Source organism: Almyronema sp. (assembly GCF_052168255.1).
In the GTDB taxonomy this organism is placed as follows: Bacteria; Cyanobacteriota; Cyanobacteriia; order Phormidesmidales; family Phormidesmidaceae; genus Sphaerothrix; species Sphaerothrix epifaneia.
The window spans coordinates 43,272-57,276 of record NZ_JBQLZL010000100.1 but is presented as its reverse complement, the minus strand read 5'-3'; the positions used below and the strand labels follow the sequence as shown (position 1 = coordinate 57,276).

Below are 14,005 nucleotides of genomic sequence, written 5' to 3'. Positions count from 1 at the left end.
TCTGGATCTACCATTGTCTGCTTATCAACCCTTCAGAGCCTAGCCAACCTATTTACTAGCCAACCTATTTATTTGATATTAGATCTTTTGATTCTAAAGCAGGCAGAGAACGCTTGACCCGCTCTACAAACCAAAACGACGGGCCATTGCTTTAGCCCGTCGTTCAGTAGCATTCGGCTCAAGGAGTGGATTAGTCGAAAATGGTTTCCTCCTCTGTTTGCGGATTAACAGCCGTCAACTGCGGCGCGGCCAGAATCTGCGAATAAAGCGGCACAGACTGATTAGCAATTAGAGGAAGGGCGCTTTGAGCGCGATTAGCCACCTCCACCGTTTTGACATTGTAAGTTTGAATTGCCAACTGCGGATACAAACCAATGGCAATGATAGGAACCAACAAACAGAGGGCAATAAAGGATTCTCTCGGTTTGATGTCAGAAAACTGAGCAGAAATGTCTGCTAAAGCTTGACTAGGTTCACCGTAGAAAATTCGACGTAGCATGGAGAGCAAGTAGATGGGCGAGAGAATGACCCCCACGGCAGCCAGCACAATTACTAACGCTTTGAAAAGGGTGTTATAAGCATCGCTAGTAGCCAGACCCAGGAAGACAGACAGCTCGCCTACAAACCCACTCATGCTAGGTAAAGCCAAAGAAGCCATCGCGCCCGCCGTGAAGAGAGCAAACACGACTGGCATAGATTTCGCCATACCCCCCATCTTTTCCATTGCCAAGGTATGGGTTCGCTCGTAGGTGACGCCGGAAAGGAAAAAGAGGGCTGCTGCAATCAGACCATGAGAGATCATCTGTAGCAGTGCTCCACTGATGCCTAGCGTAGTGAAAGCTGCTAACCCTAACAGGACAAAACCCATGTGCGCAATTGAAGAGTAGGCTAAACGACGCTTGAGGTTGTCTTGAGCAAAGGCTGTTAGAGAAGCGTACAGAATATTGATCACGCCAAAGACCGCTAGCACAGGCGCAAAGTAAAGGTGAGCGTCTGAGAGCATTTCAATATTCATGCGAATTAAGCCGTAGCCCGCCATTTTCAGCAGAACACCCGCCAAAATCATGGAGACAGGAGCGGGCGCTTCGCTGTGGGCATCCGGCAGCCAAGTATGGAAAGGAAAAATGGGTAGCTTGACGCCAAACGCAATTAAAAAGCCTGAGTAGGCGAATAGTTCAAAGGCGAGGGGATAATCCTTCAAACCCAGCTCAGTCATATTGAAAGTAACGGTGTCTCCATAAAAGGCCATTCCCAGAGCAGCAATTAAGATGAAGACCGAAGCGACCGCCGTGTAGAGAATAAACTTGGTTGCTGCGTAAAGACGCTTTTGACCTCCCCAGATGGAAATCAGTAGATAAACGGGAACTAGCTCAAGCTCCCACATGAGGAAGAACAGCAAGATATCTTGGGCTAGAAAAACACCCACCTGAGCGCTGAACATCGTCAGCAGCAACAAGAAATAAAGTCGGGGTTTGTGGGTAACGTTCCAAGAAGCCAAGAGAGCTAGCGTTGTAACCAAACCAGAAAGAATCACCAGCGGCATCGCCAAACCATCAGCCGCAACCGACCAGTTCAAGCCAATTTGTGGAATCCAAGCGTAGGTTTCGGCTAGCTGGAAGCCAGCTCTTTGTAAGTCGTAATAACGACCGAAGGTAAATAGTATGAGGCCGAACTCTAGTAAGCCTACCCCCAGAGCATAAGTATGAATGAGCTTACCTTTGTTGCTGGGCAGCAGAGGAATCGGTAAGGCTGCCAGCAAGGGGAATAAGATTAGGGTCGTCAGCCACGGAAATTGTTCGCTAATCATCACAATTCACGTGAGGTCAATAAATAACAAAAGCGCAGTGAGGATCCGGTTTAGGCGTTTGTCTAGCAGAGCTGAATAGAGCATCTAGGCGGTGTGAGAGCTTCTGAAGGAAGCAACCGTTTTCGCAGCGGCCCAATCAAGCGGATTAAGGTCGGGGGAATCCAGCATTCAATGCCTCTGACGCTGAATGGAGTTGACTAGGCGAACTAACCGGACTTTGGCATAAGGATAAATACCTATTTTGATGCGCCCCTAGCCAGTATAGAAAACTTAGTGAACTTTTGATAAGTGTAAATTGCCTAAATTTTGAAAAAATCAGGTTCCATCAAGGATTTGTAAACATCCTGGCTTGAAGTAGTCCACCTGATCGCTGCAAGCGTGTGTGAGTGAATACTTCTCTTTCAAGCTTTTTTGTAAATAAAAGCTGATTATTGTAGAAAATATTTGTTTTTTGCTGACTTTTGCTAAGTGTGCTTTAAAAGCAAGCCATTAGTGTGGGGTGTCTGCGGCTAGCAAGTACTGGCGACCCCAACGGTTAAATGTGCCTGGCTATTGGCTGACTTTAGCGCCCTCAAAGTCGATCGCCAAAATATGAGCGATCGCTTTAACCTTTGAATTAGCCCAAGCCTGAGTCATCGATTGCGCTACGGAGTTAGCTGAGTCGGCAGCAGTCAGCGCTAGAAGGGTGGGGCCAGCACCACTGATTACCAGACCGTGCGCCCCTGCGGCGATCGCGGCTTGATAGACATCGTCGTATCCGGGGATTAAAGCTTGGCGGTAAGGCTGATGAATGCGATCGCTCATCGCTGCTGCTAGCCAGTCGGGTTCTGCTGTTTCTAAGCCTCGTAGCAATAGCCCCAAGTGAGCGGTGTTAAAAATAGCGTCAGCTTTGGGGTAGCTGTCAGGCAAAACCTGACGAGCAGTCGCCGTTGAAAGCTGAAAATCCGGCACCGCCACGACAACTTGGATGGACTCATGCCAGGGAATATCACAAATAACCCAACGCTCACGGCTGTCTGTCGTGGCTAAACAGCAACCGCCTAGTAGAGCAGGCACGACATTATCGGGGTGGCCCTCAATAGCGATCGCCAACGCCATAAGCTCAGATTGCTGAAGGGGTGAACCCGCGATCGCATTCGCGCCCAATAGTCCACCCACGATGGCGGTAGAAGAACTGCCCAGCCCCCTCGCGAGCGGTACGGCCAAGTCGATTTCAATGCGAATGGGCGGTGCAGCTTGCTCGATCTGCTGAAATAGCCTTAAAAATGACTGGTAGGCAAGGTTGTCTGGCCCAGTGGAGACGCGCTCTGCTGCTAGCCCTTTAGCCCGAATTTCGAAGCGATCGCCGTCATGTAGCGAAAAGTGAAAGCGATTATAGAGGCTAAGCGCTGCCCCCAAACAGTCAAAGCCAGGGCCAATATTAGCGGTTGTAGCTGGCACAGTTACGGTCGTCATCACAGGCACCGATACGCTAAAACTGCGTCTATAAAAGAAGGCGACAGGTCACTGACCGATGCATCGGTCAGATTGTCTATGCTATCAGTTAAGGGGTTCTCAGCGATCGCGCTGAGCCTTAGTTCTAACCTTTAATAGATAGGTAAAACCATGCGCATCGCTTTCAGCAAACTGGTGCTGGTAGCTATAGCTCTGCTATCTGGGCTAAGAGCCTCAGCGGCGATCGCCGGGGCTGAACCTGGGGTTGTGCCTGCAGCGATCGCTCAGACGGCACCTGATGAGCAACAGCCCAGCGATATATCCCCCACTCATTGGGCTTATACCGCAGTACAGCGCTTAGTCACCGAATATGGCTGTATGACGGGCTATCCGGACGGTACGTTTCGCGGCGACCAGCGACTCACCCGCTATGAGTTTGCTGCAGCCATGAATGCTTGCTTAGAAACACTGGTACAGCTCATTGAGATGAACGAAGCAGCAAGCGACACTGCCGAGGTGCTAGCGACTCAGCAGAACCTACAGCAACAGCTTTTTTGCCTAGACGAAAACGTGACTACCCTAGAAGAGGCAGACGAGTTGGCTACTAGCACTTGCGTAGACTGATTCGCTTGCTCAAGCGTGTATCCGCTGAAAGCCTCGGCAGCTATCCCTCACTGACTGCTGGTAGAAAAAGCCTAGCTACCTAGATTATCTTCAAAGCTGAGTCATCTTGCCTGCTGTCAAGGTTATGGCAAAGCCTGACTTTTTTAACCTGTTGAGCCGCCGCAAACATCATCGGCTGGTGACAACAAGCTATATATGCCTATATCTCAGCCGATTCGCTACCAAAATCATCCTTTTCCTTTTTTGCTCTATTTAGAGTGGGCTTTACTTGCTATGGCGATCGCCAGTGAGCTAATGCCACCTGTGTTTCCCCGCCTTCCGCATTTTCCAGCCTTAGTGACAGTGAGTACGTTGCTGTTTGCGCTGTTGGGGCTATATTTACCAACAGGCAAGATCCGCTATCGCTTAGGGCATGTTGCAGCTCAAATAGGGTTGATTTTGTTAGCCTCTGGACTGGGTACGGCTGGGTTGAGGCTGTTTCCATTTTTGTGTTTAGTCTTGGTTATTCGCAGTTGTTTTATGTTTGTCTGGCCGGGGCGGCTGATGGTGGCTGGAGCCGCGTTTGTGTTGTTTTTGTCTACTGTGCAACTGCGATTACAGTGGTTAGGGGAGCGGCTCTCACCTTTTGTCCAAGCTCGGGTCAATCGTCTACTGATACCGTTTCAGCTCAACTTTGTCTTTTTGTTTAGTCTCTCATTAGCCTTTGTGATGTTGCTGGTCAATGCGCTCTTAGCTGAACGCCAAAGCCAAACTCAGCTTAAGCAGGCTAATCAGCAGCTTCGTCAATCTGCTACAAAAATCGAGCAGTTAGCCATGTCTCAGGAACGTAGTCGCATTGCCCGCGATATACATGACTCATTGGGTCATTCGTTAACAGCGTTAAATATTCAGCTAGAAAGTGCCCTGAAACTGTGGCAGGCCAACCCTGAAAAGGCGTTTACTTTTCTCAGAGAGGCTAAACGGTTAGGTTCTACAGCCTTGCAAGATGTTCGCCAATCTGTGTCGGCGCTACGAGACGAGCCGTTGCAAGATCAGCCCTTAGAGCCTGCGATCGCGGCTCTGATTCAGCAGTTTCAAGGCACCACCGGCATTCAGCCGCGCTGCCAGATAGCACTGGTTGAACTGCCAGATAAATTCAAAACGACGCTCTATCGCATTGTGCAAGAAGCGCTGACCAATATTTACAAACATGCTCAAGCCAGCGAAGTTGATCTCGTGCTGCAGTCAGGCCGCCAGGTCTATCTCAAAATTCAAGACAATGGCTGTGGCTTTGACCCAGTCCAAACCTCAAGCGGCTTTGGTTTAAGAGGAATACAAGAACGGGTAGAAAGCTTGGGCGGTCGTTGCCAGATTAGCAGCCAGCCAGGACAGGGGTGCTGCCTTCAGGTTTGGCTACCTCAAGCGGGAGAAAACGGATGATCCGAGTTTTTTTGGTTGATGATCAAAGCCTGATTCGGCAGGGGCTGAGAGCGCTTTTAGAACTGGAAGCCGATCTCAATATTGTAGGAGAAGCTGACAATGGCGAATCTGCCTTAGCCGCGATCGCCCGTCTCTATCCAAGCCTAAATTGTCCCGATGTGGTGCTGATGGATATTCGGATGCCCGGAATGGATGGCGTCGCGGCTACCGCAGCCATTCAGCAACAATTTCCTGACTTGAAGGTACTAGTATTGACGACCTTTGATGACGATGAGCAGGTAGCTCAAGCGCTGCAAGTTGGCGCACTCGGCTACCTGCTCAAAGACACCCCTTCTGAAGAACTCGCCCAAGCGATACGGGCGGTGCAGCGCGGCTACAGTCAGTTTGGCCCTGGCATTTGGCAAAAGGCAATGGCTCAGATGCAAACTTCTCAACGTCTCAAAGAAGCTGCAACAGACTTGCCCCCCGGCTTTAGCTCACTTACCCCACGTGAGCGAGAAGTGCTAGCTCTGATTGGGCAGGGGGCTAACAACCGCGAAATTGCTGCCGCTCTTTACCTGTCGGAGGGAACCGTCAAAAATCATGTCACGAGTATACTAGGCCGTTTAAACTTACGCGATCGCACCCAGGCTGCCATTTTTGCAGCTTCAGCGCGATCGCAGCTAGAAAGGTTTAACGAATCGGGGTGTTAACGGAAGCGCTTCTTACGACGAGCTACCGCTTTGCGTTTACGTTTCTCTTGAGGTGTTTCAAAGTGGCGACGCCGTTTAACCTCTGAAAAAATGCCTGCTTTAGAAACCTGCCGCTTGAAACGACGCAGTGCGGATTCAATTCCTTCGTTTTCACCAACTACAACCTGGGTCATATCGTTCTGATGTCTTTGCGTCTACGATCTATTTAGCAAAAATAGTAAAGTACTACAAAACTCAAGGCTTTAGCGAACCTGCTGAGAAAAATAGCAACACCTCCCATCCCCAAAATTTAACCATAAGCATCCTATCTGACCCAGCAGGTCAGCTCAGATTTAAAATTAGCATAATTTCCTGGCGGCATCACCCTCAAAGCATCCATTCAACCGCCACACCGATTTGCCGCTCTGAGTGCTGCCTTGAATTTTGCAATTGAATATCGGTAGACAGTCGCCATTGGGGAGTCACGGCATAGCCAAACGACAACGTTGTCAAACCAACTTCTTCACCACTGCGGGGAGCAACCCAAGTTTGCGTTAGAGATACATCGGCTGCACTCGGACGGGACGGGACGATTTGCAGGCGTAGCCCCAAATTCAAACCCTCTACTTCGTAGTGGTCAGTTTCTAATACTCGATAGCCAACTACAGGGGCAATATTGACATAATTGCCCAAAGGCAAAACGTAATAGCGTAGGTCTGCGCCGTAAGATTGGCGATCGCCCTCAAAACTGGCTTGATAATCTCCGCTCAGCGTTAATCCAGTGCGACCTATAAATACATCTTCAATACCCACCTGAAATCCACTAGTAGCCTGACTCGACGGCAAGCTGACATACCCCACGTGCAAGCGGGTTCGAAAGCTAGGATCGTGACGAATTTCGGACAACACATCAGGTACGTCTTCTAGCCATCGCTGCAAAACGGGGCTTGCTTCAATCAGTTCGGGCGCAATCTCCACGCCATCTACAGCATTCTTATCTTCCGTGTTTTCAGGTTTGGCGATCGCCGAACCAGGTAAAAAAAAACATAGCCCCACCAAGCTACTCACCCAGGTTTTCCCGGTAGAAAGCTTAGCCTTTGCTTTTTGGAAAGAGTTAAGTAGTAAAGCCCGTTGAGGTTGGTCAAAACGCATGCAAATGACTTTTGAGATTGGCCAATCGGAATCGTTAGATGTCACGCTAGACAAAGTCGCGGAGTTGCTTAGGGCCAATAGAGAGATGGCTGTCTTCACCAAGAGTGAGAGCCTTAAACGCAGCAAGCCGCTGAGCGAAAATCGTTCATGTTGCCTTCAGTCTTCTGCCTTTGGCAATATGTATCATCTTTGACTGCAAACTGCGTAACTTTGCTCCCAACAGAGCAGACAAAACAGCCTTTATGCTAACGCCTTAGCGGTTCGACGGCAGCAAAGAAAAGCGGCTCTGAACGCCAGAGCCGCCTAAGGGGGTGGAAATTTACGCGTAACGAGCTGCTTAGCGCACTACTGCCCGTAGCGAGGTAACATCCACTGGTTTGAGCAGATAAAGCTGAACAACTTTAAGCCCAATTGCCGCAATATGGGGCAAACGACGCAGTAACTTAAGCGGTTGAGATTGCTTGGAACGACCAATTTCGCTAAGCTTGGCATTACTAGCAGCAGCCTCATCCATCAGCTTCACAAATTTGGGATGATCAACATCAAGAATGACTGGAAAAACCCGTCCGGCTGACTCATTCGTCTTACGGATAACGTGAATGTCGTAATCTCTGGCATTTAGGCCGATAGACTGGTAGAAATCGCTGCGCTGCAAGTCGTTCAAATACATGGTGATAAAGACTGACAGCAAGAAGAAGCGACACCACAGCTTTGCCTTCCAATCATTGAGAATAGACGGCTGAGCTTTCATCAAGGCTGCAAAAAAGTCACCATGACGATTTTCGTCTTGGCACCAGTTTTCAAAGAAGCGGAAAATTGGGTAAATCTGGTTTTCTGGGTGAGACTCTAGATGGCGATAGATTGTAATGTAACGCCAGTAACCGATCTTCTCAGAGAGGTAGGTGGCATAGAAAATAAACTTAGGCTTGAAGAAAGTGTACTTTTTGCTTTTGGTCAAAAAGCCTAAATCAAGCTGGAGGCTAAAGTCTGACATTGCCTTGTTAAGAAAACCCGCATGACGGGCTTCATCGCGCGACATCAGGTTAAAGCACTCCGCTAGAACTGGGCTTTTGTCTTTGAGGCGACGTCCCAGTTCTTTGTAAAGCAAGAAACCAGAAAATTCAGCCGTGCAAGAGCGCTCTAGAAACTCGATAAAGAGCTTCCGCGTCTCACCATCAATATGATCCCAAGACTGATTGAACTGCTCATCACGAACGAAGTGATGGCGGTTATAGTCAGCCCGAAACTCTTCCAGGATGGCTTTTAGCTCCCCTTCATTGACAGAGATATCCATCTCTGCCATTTCCTCAAAGTCAGTGGTATAGAACCGAGGCGTCAGAATTGTATCCTGGGCGGGTGCCTTGACGCCGGGTCTTATTTCTTGAAAATCAGGTTTTTTGAGGGAATCTACCATGAGTCGTTTAATACTTGCTTATGAGGGTTGCGCCGACGTTCGGCGATCGCGGTTGAAGCTGCTAATAGCCTTTTAGCCCGCAGTTTTGGCAAAGTTGAGTTTGGGGGATCAGCCAGACAGCATCTCCCAATCATGACCCTTAGTTTATCAACCTCAAAGCCCTTAAACCTCGTTGCGCAGTTTAAGAATTGCAACAGTCTGGCTTGACTATTGATCGGTCTCTAAGCGTTCCTGCAACTCGTATTCCTTTAAAAGGGCAGCAACGCGCTGCTGAATTTCTAAATGAGGTTCGACGCCTTCGTATGTAAAGCGGTTGTAACCTCCATTCTCAACCAGTTCGGCTAAATACAGAATGCGGTTGTCGGTACTGGGATGAGTCGCAAACCAGCTTAAGCCAGCCCGTTCTTCGGCTTCTTGATCAAGGCTAATCATCAGGCGATAGAGGCCATCAGCCGCATAGCCGCTAGCTGCCAGAATCTGGGTTCCCATGACATCGGCTTGCCGTTCCATCTGTCGGGAGTAGCCAGTAACCACCAAGCCAGTAGCAATATTAGCTACAGCAGGTACCGGAATATACTGGGCTAGCGTTGCGGTCAAGTTCCCTTCTGTAGCTAGCTGAAACCCATGTGAAAGCACAGCATGAGAAATTTCGTGGGCTAACAGCCCTGCTAGTTCGGCAGAAGACTCGGTTTTGAGAATTGCGCCAGCATTGACAAAAATTTTACCGCCAGGGAGGGCAAACGCGTTGAGACGCTCATCAAGGATGACGTAAAATTCATAATCAAATTCGTCACGCCCAGCCACGCGAGCCAGTCGTTCGCCTAAACCGTTGATATAAGCCAGCACTTCTGGATCTTCAATCAGCGGCAGCTGTTGGCGAGCTTGCTCAGAAACGCGATCGCCGATACCACTTTCTCCCTGTAATAGCAATAAAGTCGAATCCAGCGCTGAAAAGGGGCCAAACAAACCTCCCGTCAATACATAGCCCAGTGCCCCAGTCACAATATTGCCAATCACGTTGCCTTGAATCTCTTGTCGTAGCTGCCGACGAAAGCGATCTAGGTTTGTGCTGGCTAGATCGAGCATTGCGTTGTACTCAGGATGCTGAGGATTGAGCACCGCAAACTGGCGGGCAGCGATGGAAGCTTCAATCCATTGCTCCGCGCTCATGAGCACATCGACTTGAGCCATAAGCAGATCGGGCTGAGCCGGATAGCGAGTCGCTGCCGCCTCCATCACGGCGATCGCCTCGTCTAAGCGATCGTATTCAATCAGCGCTTGAGCGTAGCGAATATGCCCTGGAATGAACGCCGGATATTCTTCAACTAAAAGCTTCAGCGGCACCAGCGTACGCGTTTCTAAGCCCAGTTCCGTTCCGGCTGCAGCCTCTTGCCAGTAAACAGCGGCTCCTGGGGGCAAATTTTCCGCAGTTAAAACGGGTTCAGGTAACACCCAATCGGTTTCGCCTTCAGGTAGTGCTTGTTTGGCTTGGCGATATAGCCGTTCTGCCGCAGCCGTATCGCCTGCTAAAAAAAGCTGATCTGCTTCGATCAGCAATTGTTGCCTAGCCAACTCGTCTGGGCTGGGCTGCGAGGTAGCGGGGTTGGCTGCTTCTGGTTCGCCTGGTGTTTCGCTTGCTTCTGGGGGAAGTTCAGGCGCATTTTCTGCGTGAGTATCTGCCGCCGCGGCCTCAGGTAGGCGATCGCTGGGGTCAGCGGTCGAAGAAGCGGGTGGCTTATCAGCAGAACTGGCTGCGCTATTTTGATCGACCTCAACCTCAATTAATTGGGCTTGTACCGAAAGCGATCGCGGCCAAATGTCGCCTCCTAACAGCCCACTGCTACCCAACAAAAGCGAACTGTTGAAAGCCACTAGCAGCGATTTCCAGCGCAGTTTCATGGTTAATCAAGTCTCCCCTCAATATTAGGTATCAGCCAGTACAACTGAACAAATCGCAGCCTGCTTGAGTGCTATTAGGCATCCCCTTTATAGCGATCGGCTTGCCCCTGAGAGCTGGGCTTCTAAGAGAAGCTAGTTTTATCATCTTAGCTTTCTCACATAGCGAGAAATTATGCTAACTTTTGTGAAGACATTACTCAGCAAAAGACTTATGAATTTAGAGGCGCTCGAACCTATCAAACCTTGGCTGAATTTTATTCATCCCGTTATTATGTGGGGTCTTTTAGCATTGACCCTTTACGCCCTTTATTTAGGCATTCAATCTCGTCGAGTTCGTACCGTTGAAGACAAAGAGAAGAAGAAAGCACTGATTCAAGGACGATACAGTATTCGCCACCATCAGGCTGGCTCTGTTTTGCTGGCTTTTATGGTAATTGGTTCAATCGGGGGCATGGCAGTTACTTATATTAATAACGGTAAGCTGTTTTTTGGGCCTCATCTGCTGGCAGGTTTGGGGATGACGGCGCTCATTGCCACTTCGGCCTCATTGGTGCCTCTTATGCAAAAGGGTAATGAGGCTGCTCGCTACACTCACATTACGCTCAATGCTGTGCTGGTTGGTTTGTTTGGCTGGCAGGCGGTGACGGGTATGCAGATTGTGCAGAGAATTTTAGAAAAGTTTTAGTGCTAGGGCGATCGCCTCGTTCACTCACCTGTGCAGCCCACCTCTTGAAGAATCAGTTGCGGTAGCGCAGAAATACCCAGCATTAGGGAAATCTAGAAAACATCTTGATTGAACCTTTAGGCTCAAACGAGATGTTTTTTCTTGTAGACGGCCACCGCACCTAAATGACAGCCAATGGGTTGAGCCACTGTAGCAACGTCTGCTTGAGCTGGTTAAGATCTCGATAAAATTCTTGCTTCATAAATTGCCCGATCGCATCTAATGGGCTAAAGCTAGCGCCCGGTTCCCAAGCGACGTCCTGAGCGATCGGGGTGGTATGCGTACCTGGCAGAATTTTTACGGTTGTCAATTCAGGAAAACGCCGGATCAGTACATCCGAGAGCGATCGGGTTTGATCAATATCGTCCCGCTGAAACTTAATTAGTAAGTTGCGGCGAACACCATAATGCTGAATTGCTAGCTGCAGCGTCTCTTCGGGCGAGGGGATAAACTCAACGTTGAAAGCAGGTGCAAAGCTAATCATCTGCTCTAATAGCGGAATGGAGCGGCGGGCAGGATAGTTGTTGAATGAGACTAAAACATTGCCTGCTCTTTCTACGTCGTAGAGGCTGTTGATGAGCAAATGAATTTTACAGCCCATGCTATGACCTAAACCATAAATAGGTAAGTAGCTTTGACCTAAAACTCGCTTTTTTAGATAGTACAACCCCTGCTCAAAGGTGGTAAGAACTTCTTGGGCGATCGCTTTGTGGTCAAAGGTATTAACAAAGGGTGTGGCAATAACTGCATAACCCTGGCGACCTAGTGCTTCTAGCAGCCAACGATAGGTTAAATGAGGAGCTGTCGCCACAAAAGCACCCCCTAAAAAGTGAATAAGTGCTTTGGGTTTAGAAGGGACTAAAATCCAGTTGCCTGCAACCGCTTGCCAGTCCATAAAATTCGTAATTGACTTTTTTCTATCCTAGCGAGATAACGCCGCTTGATCTCGGCCAAAGGGATTGCATAGATTCTCTGGCCTATGGTAATCTGGTTATCCATTTGGACGCATAGCTCAGTTGGTTAGAGCACTACGTTGACATCGTAGGGGTCACTGGTTCGAGTCCAGTTGTGTCCATTGATTCAACCTTATGTGCTAAGTGAAGGCGGTGCTCCGACCACCTTCACTCAGAATGGTTTCGTCGTATAGCTGTGGCCATAAGCGTTGAGCCACTTAAAATGGCTGAAAGCCTCTGACAGAAACGCTTTCCTGCTGCCCTCAGCCCTTTGCCTTTAGCGATAAGCCGCGGGCATACCAAAACTAGACTTTCTTCAGCCAGCTAAACATAGCCCGCAGGTCTTTGCCGACTTCCTCAATCGGGTGTTCAGCTTCGCGGCGGCGAATGGCAGTAAAACCTGCTTTGCCAGCCAAGTTCTCTAGGACAAACTCTTTAGCAAATTGCCCAGTTTGAATTTCCTGTAAAATCTTCTTCATTTCTTTGCGGGTTTCGTCAGTGATAATACGAGGCCCGCGGCTATAGTCACCATATTCTGCCGTGTTAGAGATGCTATCGCGCATCTTGGCCAGACCGCCTTCTACAATCAGGTCAACAATCAGCTTTACCTCATGCAGACATTCAAAGTAAGCTAGCTCCGGTTGATAACCTGCATCTACCAACGTTTCAAAACCTGATTTAATCAGCTCACTCAAGCCGCCGCAAAGAACAACCTGTTCACCAAAGAGATCGGTTTCGGTTTCTTCGCGAAAGGTGGTTTCGAGAATGCCAGCACGAGTGCCACCAATTCCTTTAGCGTAAGCCATAGCGCGATCGCGGGCTTGCCCAGAAGCATCTTGATAGATCGCGAATAGGCAAGGAACGCCTTGGCCTTGCTCATACGTACGACGAACGAGGTGCCCAGGGCCTTTAGGAGCAACCATCGCAACGTCAACATGAGCAGGAGGAACAACCTGGCCAAAGTGAATGTTGAAGCCGTGGGCAAAAAACAAGACGTTGCCTTCGCTGAGATTCGGCTCAATGTCTTGCTGATAAACTGTTTTTTGTACTTCGTCAGGCAGCAAAATCATGACCCAATCGGCTGCCTTGGCGGCTTCAGCAACAGGCTTAACAGTCAACCCTGCGGCCTCGGCTTTAGCGACAGATTTACTCCCTTCATAAAGGCCCACTAAGACATTCACACCGCTGTCTTTGAGGTTGAGGGCATGAGCGTGTCCTTGAGAGCCATAGCCAATAATGGCAACCGTTTTGCCGTTGAGCAAATCTAAATTGGCATCGTTGTCGTAATACATGCGGGCCATTGAGGATTCTCCTTAGCCAGATCAGCTAACTTCGATTGCAAGCCTTTGATCTTATCAAAGATGCGGAACCAGAGTCTTTCAGCATACTCCGCTAGATCTAACCCTCACCTATCGAAACGCTCTATGACAAACATCGAAATGGCGACATTGCCAAGGGGCGAATGGTCGCTTTGCTGGTTAGTTGTGGAGCCTTTGCCGTAGCTGAATGCCAGGTTGGGCGTTAGGAAACGTTAGCTGCTAGCGATCAACTGCCCCGGTAGGTGCTGTATGCCCAAGGCGAAACCAACAGCGGCACATGGTAGTGCAGATTTTTGTCTGCGATCGCAAAGCGGATGGGAATTTGGTCTAAAAAAGGCGGGTTGGGCAAGTCACTGACATGCTGGGCGAAATAAGCCCCAACCGAGAAAATTAATTCATAATTCCCTGTTTGAAAATCTTCATCGATCAGCAAAGGCATATCGGTACGGCCATCAGCGTTGGTTACCACCGTTTTTAGCAGCGATCGCGCTGCGGCTTCCGGCTCAATATGCCAGAGCGCGATCGCCATTTGCGCCGCCGGACAACCACGGGCTGTATCTAAAACGTGGGTTGTTAGCTTGCCAGTCAT

At 49.3% G+C, this 14,005-nt stretch carries 13 protein-coding genes and 1 tRNA gene; 5 read left to right on the top strand and 9 right to left on the bottom strand.

The genetic code is table 11. From position 1 onward, the window contains the following. Positions 1-190 precede the first annotated feature (190 nt). Together ACTS3T_RS20975 and thrB are read right to left on the bottom strand one after the other, a co-directional pair. A complete protein-coding gene (locus tag ACTS3T_RS20975) occupies positions 191-1,807 on the bottom strand; it encodes an NAD(P)H-quinone oxidoreductase subunit 4 (protein ID WP_462935597.1) in 1,617 nt (538 codons plus the stop codon). A 549-nt stretch (positions 1,808-2,356) separates the two neighbouring features. Further along, positions 2,357-3,262: a homoserine kinase gene (thrB, locus tag ACTS3T_RS20970; RefSeq protein WP_462935596.1), complete on the bottom strand. Its 906-nt coding sequence runs from the start codon at positions 3,260-3,262 to the stop codon at positions 2,357-2,359. Between the two features lie 150 nt (positions 3,263-3,412). On the opposite strand from thrB, the gene ACTS3T_RS20965 reads away from it, so the two are divergent. From ACTS3T_RS20965 to ACTS3T_RS20955, 3 genes are all read left to right on the top strand, one after another. Beyond that, positions 3,413-3,865, top strand: a complete 453-nt coding sequence (locus tag ACTS3T_RS20965) for an iron uptake porin (protein ID WP_462935595.1) — start codon at positions 3,413-3,415, stop codon at positions 3,863-3,865. Between the two features lie 195 nt (positions 3,866-4,060). After that, positions 4,061-5,284: a sensor histidine kinase gene (locus ACTS3T_RS20960; protein WP_462935594.1), complete on the top strand. Its 1,224-nt coding sequence runs from the start codon at positions 4,061-4,063 to the stop codon at positions 5,282-5,284. Continuing rightward, on the top strand, positions 5,281-5,976 hold the full coding sequence (locus ACTS3T_RS20955) for a response regulator transcription factor (protein ID WP_462935593.1): 696 nt from the start codon (positions 5,281-5,283) through the stop codon (positions 5,974-5,976). Before ACTS3T_RS20960 ends, ACTS3T_RS20955 begins: the two co-directional genes overlap by 4 nt. On the opposite strand, the gene rpsU is transcribed toward ACTS3T_RS20955, so the two are convergent. The 4 genes from rpsU to ACTS3T_RS20935 form a co-directional block, all read right to left on the bottom strand. Further along, positions 5,973-6,149, bottom strand: coding sequence for a 30S ribosomal protein S21 (rpsU, locus tag ACTS3T_RS20950; RefSeq protein ID WP_272064374.1), 177 nt, complete (start codon positions 6,147-6,149; stop codon positions 5,973-5,975). The genes ACTS3T_RS20955 and rpsU overlap by 4 nt on opposite strands. Positions 6,150-6,342: 193 nt before the next feature. Continuing rightward, positions 6,343-7,107, bottom strand: coding sequence for a hypothetical protein (locus tag ACTS3T_RS20945; RefSeq protein ID WP_462935592.1), 765 nt, complete (start codon positions 7,105-7,107; stop codon positions 6,343-6,345). 337 nt (positions 7,108-7,444) lie between these two features. Then, complete coding sequence (gene acsF / locus ACTS3T_RS20940; protein ID WP_462935591.1) at positions 7,445-8,521, bottom strand: magnesium-protoporphyrin IX monomethyl ester (oxidative) cyclase; 1,077 nt, start codon at positions 8,519-8,521, stop codon at positions 7,445-7,447. A 207-nt stretch (positions 8,522-8,728) separates the two neighbouring features. After that, a complete protein-coding gene (locus ACTS3T_RS20935; protein WP_462935590.1) occupies positions 8,729-10,420 on the bottom strand; it encodes a M48 family metallopeptidase in 1,692 nt (563 codons plus the stop codon). A 211-nt stretch (positions 10,421-10,631) separates the two neighbouring features. On the opposite strand from ACTS3T_RS20935, the gene ACTS3T_RS20930 reads away from it, so the two are divergent. Continuing rightward, complete coding sequence (locus ACTS3T_RS20930; protein ID WP_462935589.1) at positions 10,632-11,105, top strand: DUF4079 domain-containing protein; 474 nt, start codon at positions 10,632-10,634, stop codon at positions 11,103-11,105. A 160-nt stretch (positions 11,106-11,265) separates the two neighbouring features. Here the strand turns inward: ACTS3T_RS20930 and ACTS3T_RS20925 are convergent, their stop codons facing one another. Then, positions 11,266-12,039, bottom strand: a complete 774-nt coding sequence (locus tag ACTS3T_RS20925; RefSeq protein ID WP_462935588.1) for a DUF1350 family protein — start codon at positions 12,037-12,039, stop codon at positions 11,266-11,268. A gap of 106 nt (positions 12,040-12,145) precedes the next feature. Here ACTS3T_RS20925 and ACTS3T_RS20920 point away from each other — a divergent pair. Further along, positions 12,146-12,219: transfer RNA gene (locus ACTS3T_RS20920), tRNA-Val, on the top strand. Positions 12,220-12,402: 183 nt separating this feature from the next. Here ACTS3T_RS20920 and ilvC read toward each other — a convergent pair. Beyond that, positions 12,403-13,398 (bottom strand): ketol-acid reductoisomerase, encoded by a 996-nt coding sequence (gene ilvC / locus ACTS3T_RS20915; RefSeq protein WP_462935587.1) that lies wholly within the window; start codon positions 13,396-13,398, stop codon positions 12,403-12,405. Between the two features lie 244 nt (positions 13,399-13,642). Beyond that, on the bottom strand, positions 13,643-14,005 hold the full coding sequence (uraH, locus tag ACTS3T_RS20910; RefSeq protein ID WP_462935586.1) for a hydroxyisourate hydrolase: 363 nt from the start codon (positions 14,003-14,005) through the stop codon (positions 13,643-13,645).

Coding starts and splice junctions, on each gene's coding strand:
- ACTS3T_RS20975 (WP_462935597.1), bottom strand. CDS start 1,807: ATGATTAGCGAACAATTTCCGTGGCTGACGACCCTAATCTTATTCCCC.
- thrB (WP_462935596.1), bottom strand. CDS start 3,262: ATGACGACCGTAACTGTGCCAGCTACAACCGCTAATATTGGCCCTGGC.
- ACTS3T_RS20965 (WP_462935595.1), top strand. CDS start 3,413: ATGCGCATCGCTTTCAGCAAACTGGTGCTGGTAGCTATAGCTCTGCTA.
- ACTS3T_RS20960 (WP_462935594.1), top strand. CDS start 4,061: ATGCCTATATCTCAGCCGATTCGCTACCAAAATCATCCTTTTCCTTTT.
- ACTS3T_RS20955 (WP_462935593.1), top strand. CDS start 5,281: ATGATCCGAGTTTTTTTGGTTGATGATCAAAGCCTGATTCGGCAGGGG.
- rpsU (WP_272064374.1), bottom strand. CDS start 6,149: ATGACCCAGGTTGTAGTTGGTGAAAACGAAGGAATTGAATCCGCACTG.
- ACTS3T_RS20945 (WP_462935592.1), bottom strand. CDS start 7,107: ATGCGTTTTGACCAACCTCAACGGGCTTTACTACTTAACTCTTTCCAA.
- acsF (WP_462935591.1), bottom strand. CDS start 8,521: ATGGTAGATTCCCTCAAAAAACCTGATTTTCAAGAAATAAGACCCGGC.
- ACTS3T_RS20935 (WP_462935590.1), bottom strand. CDS start 10,420: ATGAAACTGCGCTGGAAATCGCTGCTAGTGGCTTTCAACAGTTCGCTT.
- ACTS3T_RS20930 (WP_462935589.1), top strand. CDS start 10,632: ATGAATTTAGAGGCGCTCGAACCTATCAAACCTTGGCTGAATTTTATT.
- ACTS3T_RS20925 (WP_462935588.1), bottom strand. CDS start 12,039: ATGGACTGGCAAGCGGTTGCAGGCAACTGGATTTTAGTCCCTTCTAAA.
- ilvC (WP_462935587.1), bottom strand. CDS start 13,398: ATGGCCCGCATGTATTACGACAACGATGCCAATTTAGATTTGCTCAAC.
- uraH (WP_462935586.1), bottom strand. CDS start 14,005: ATGACTGGCAAGCTAACAACCCACGTTTTAGATACAGCCCGTGGTTGT.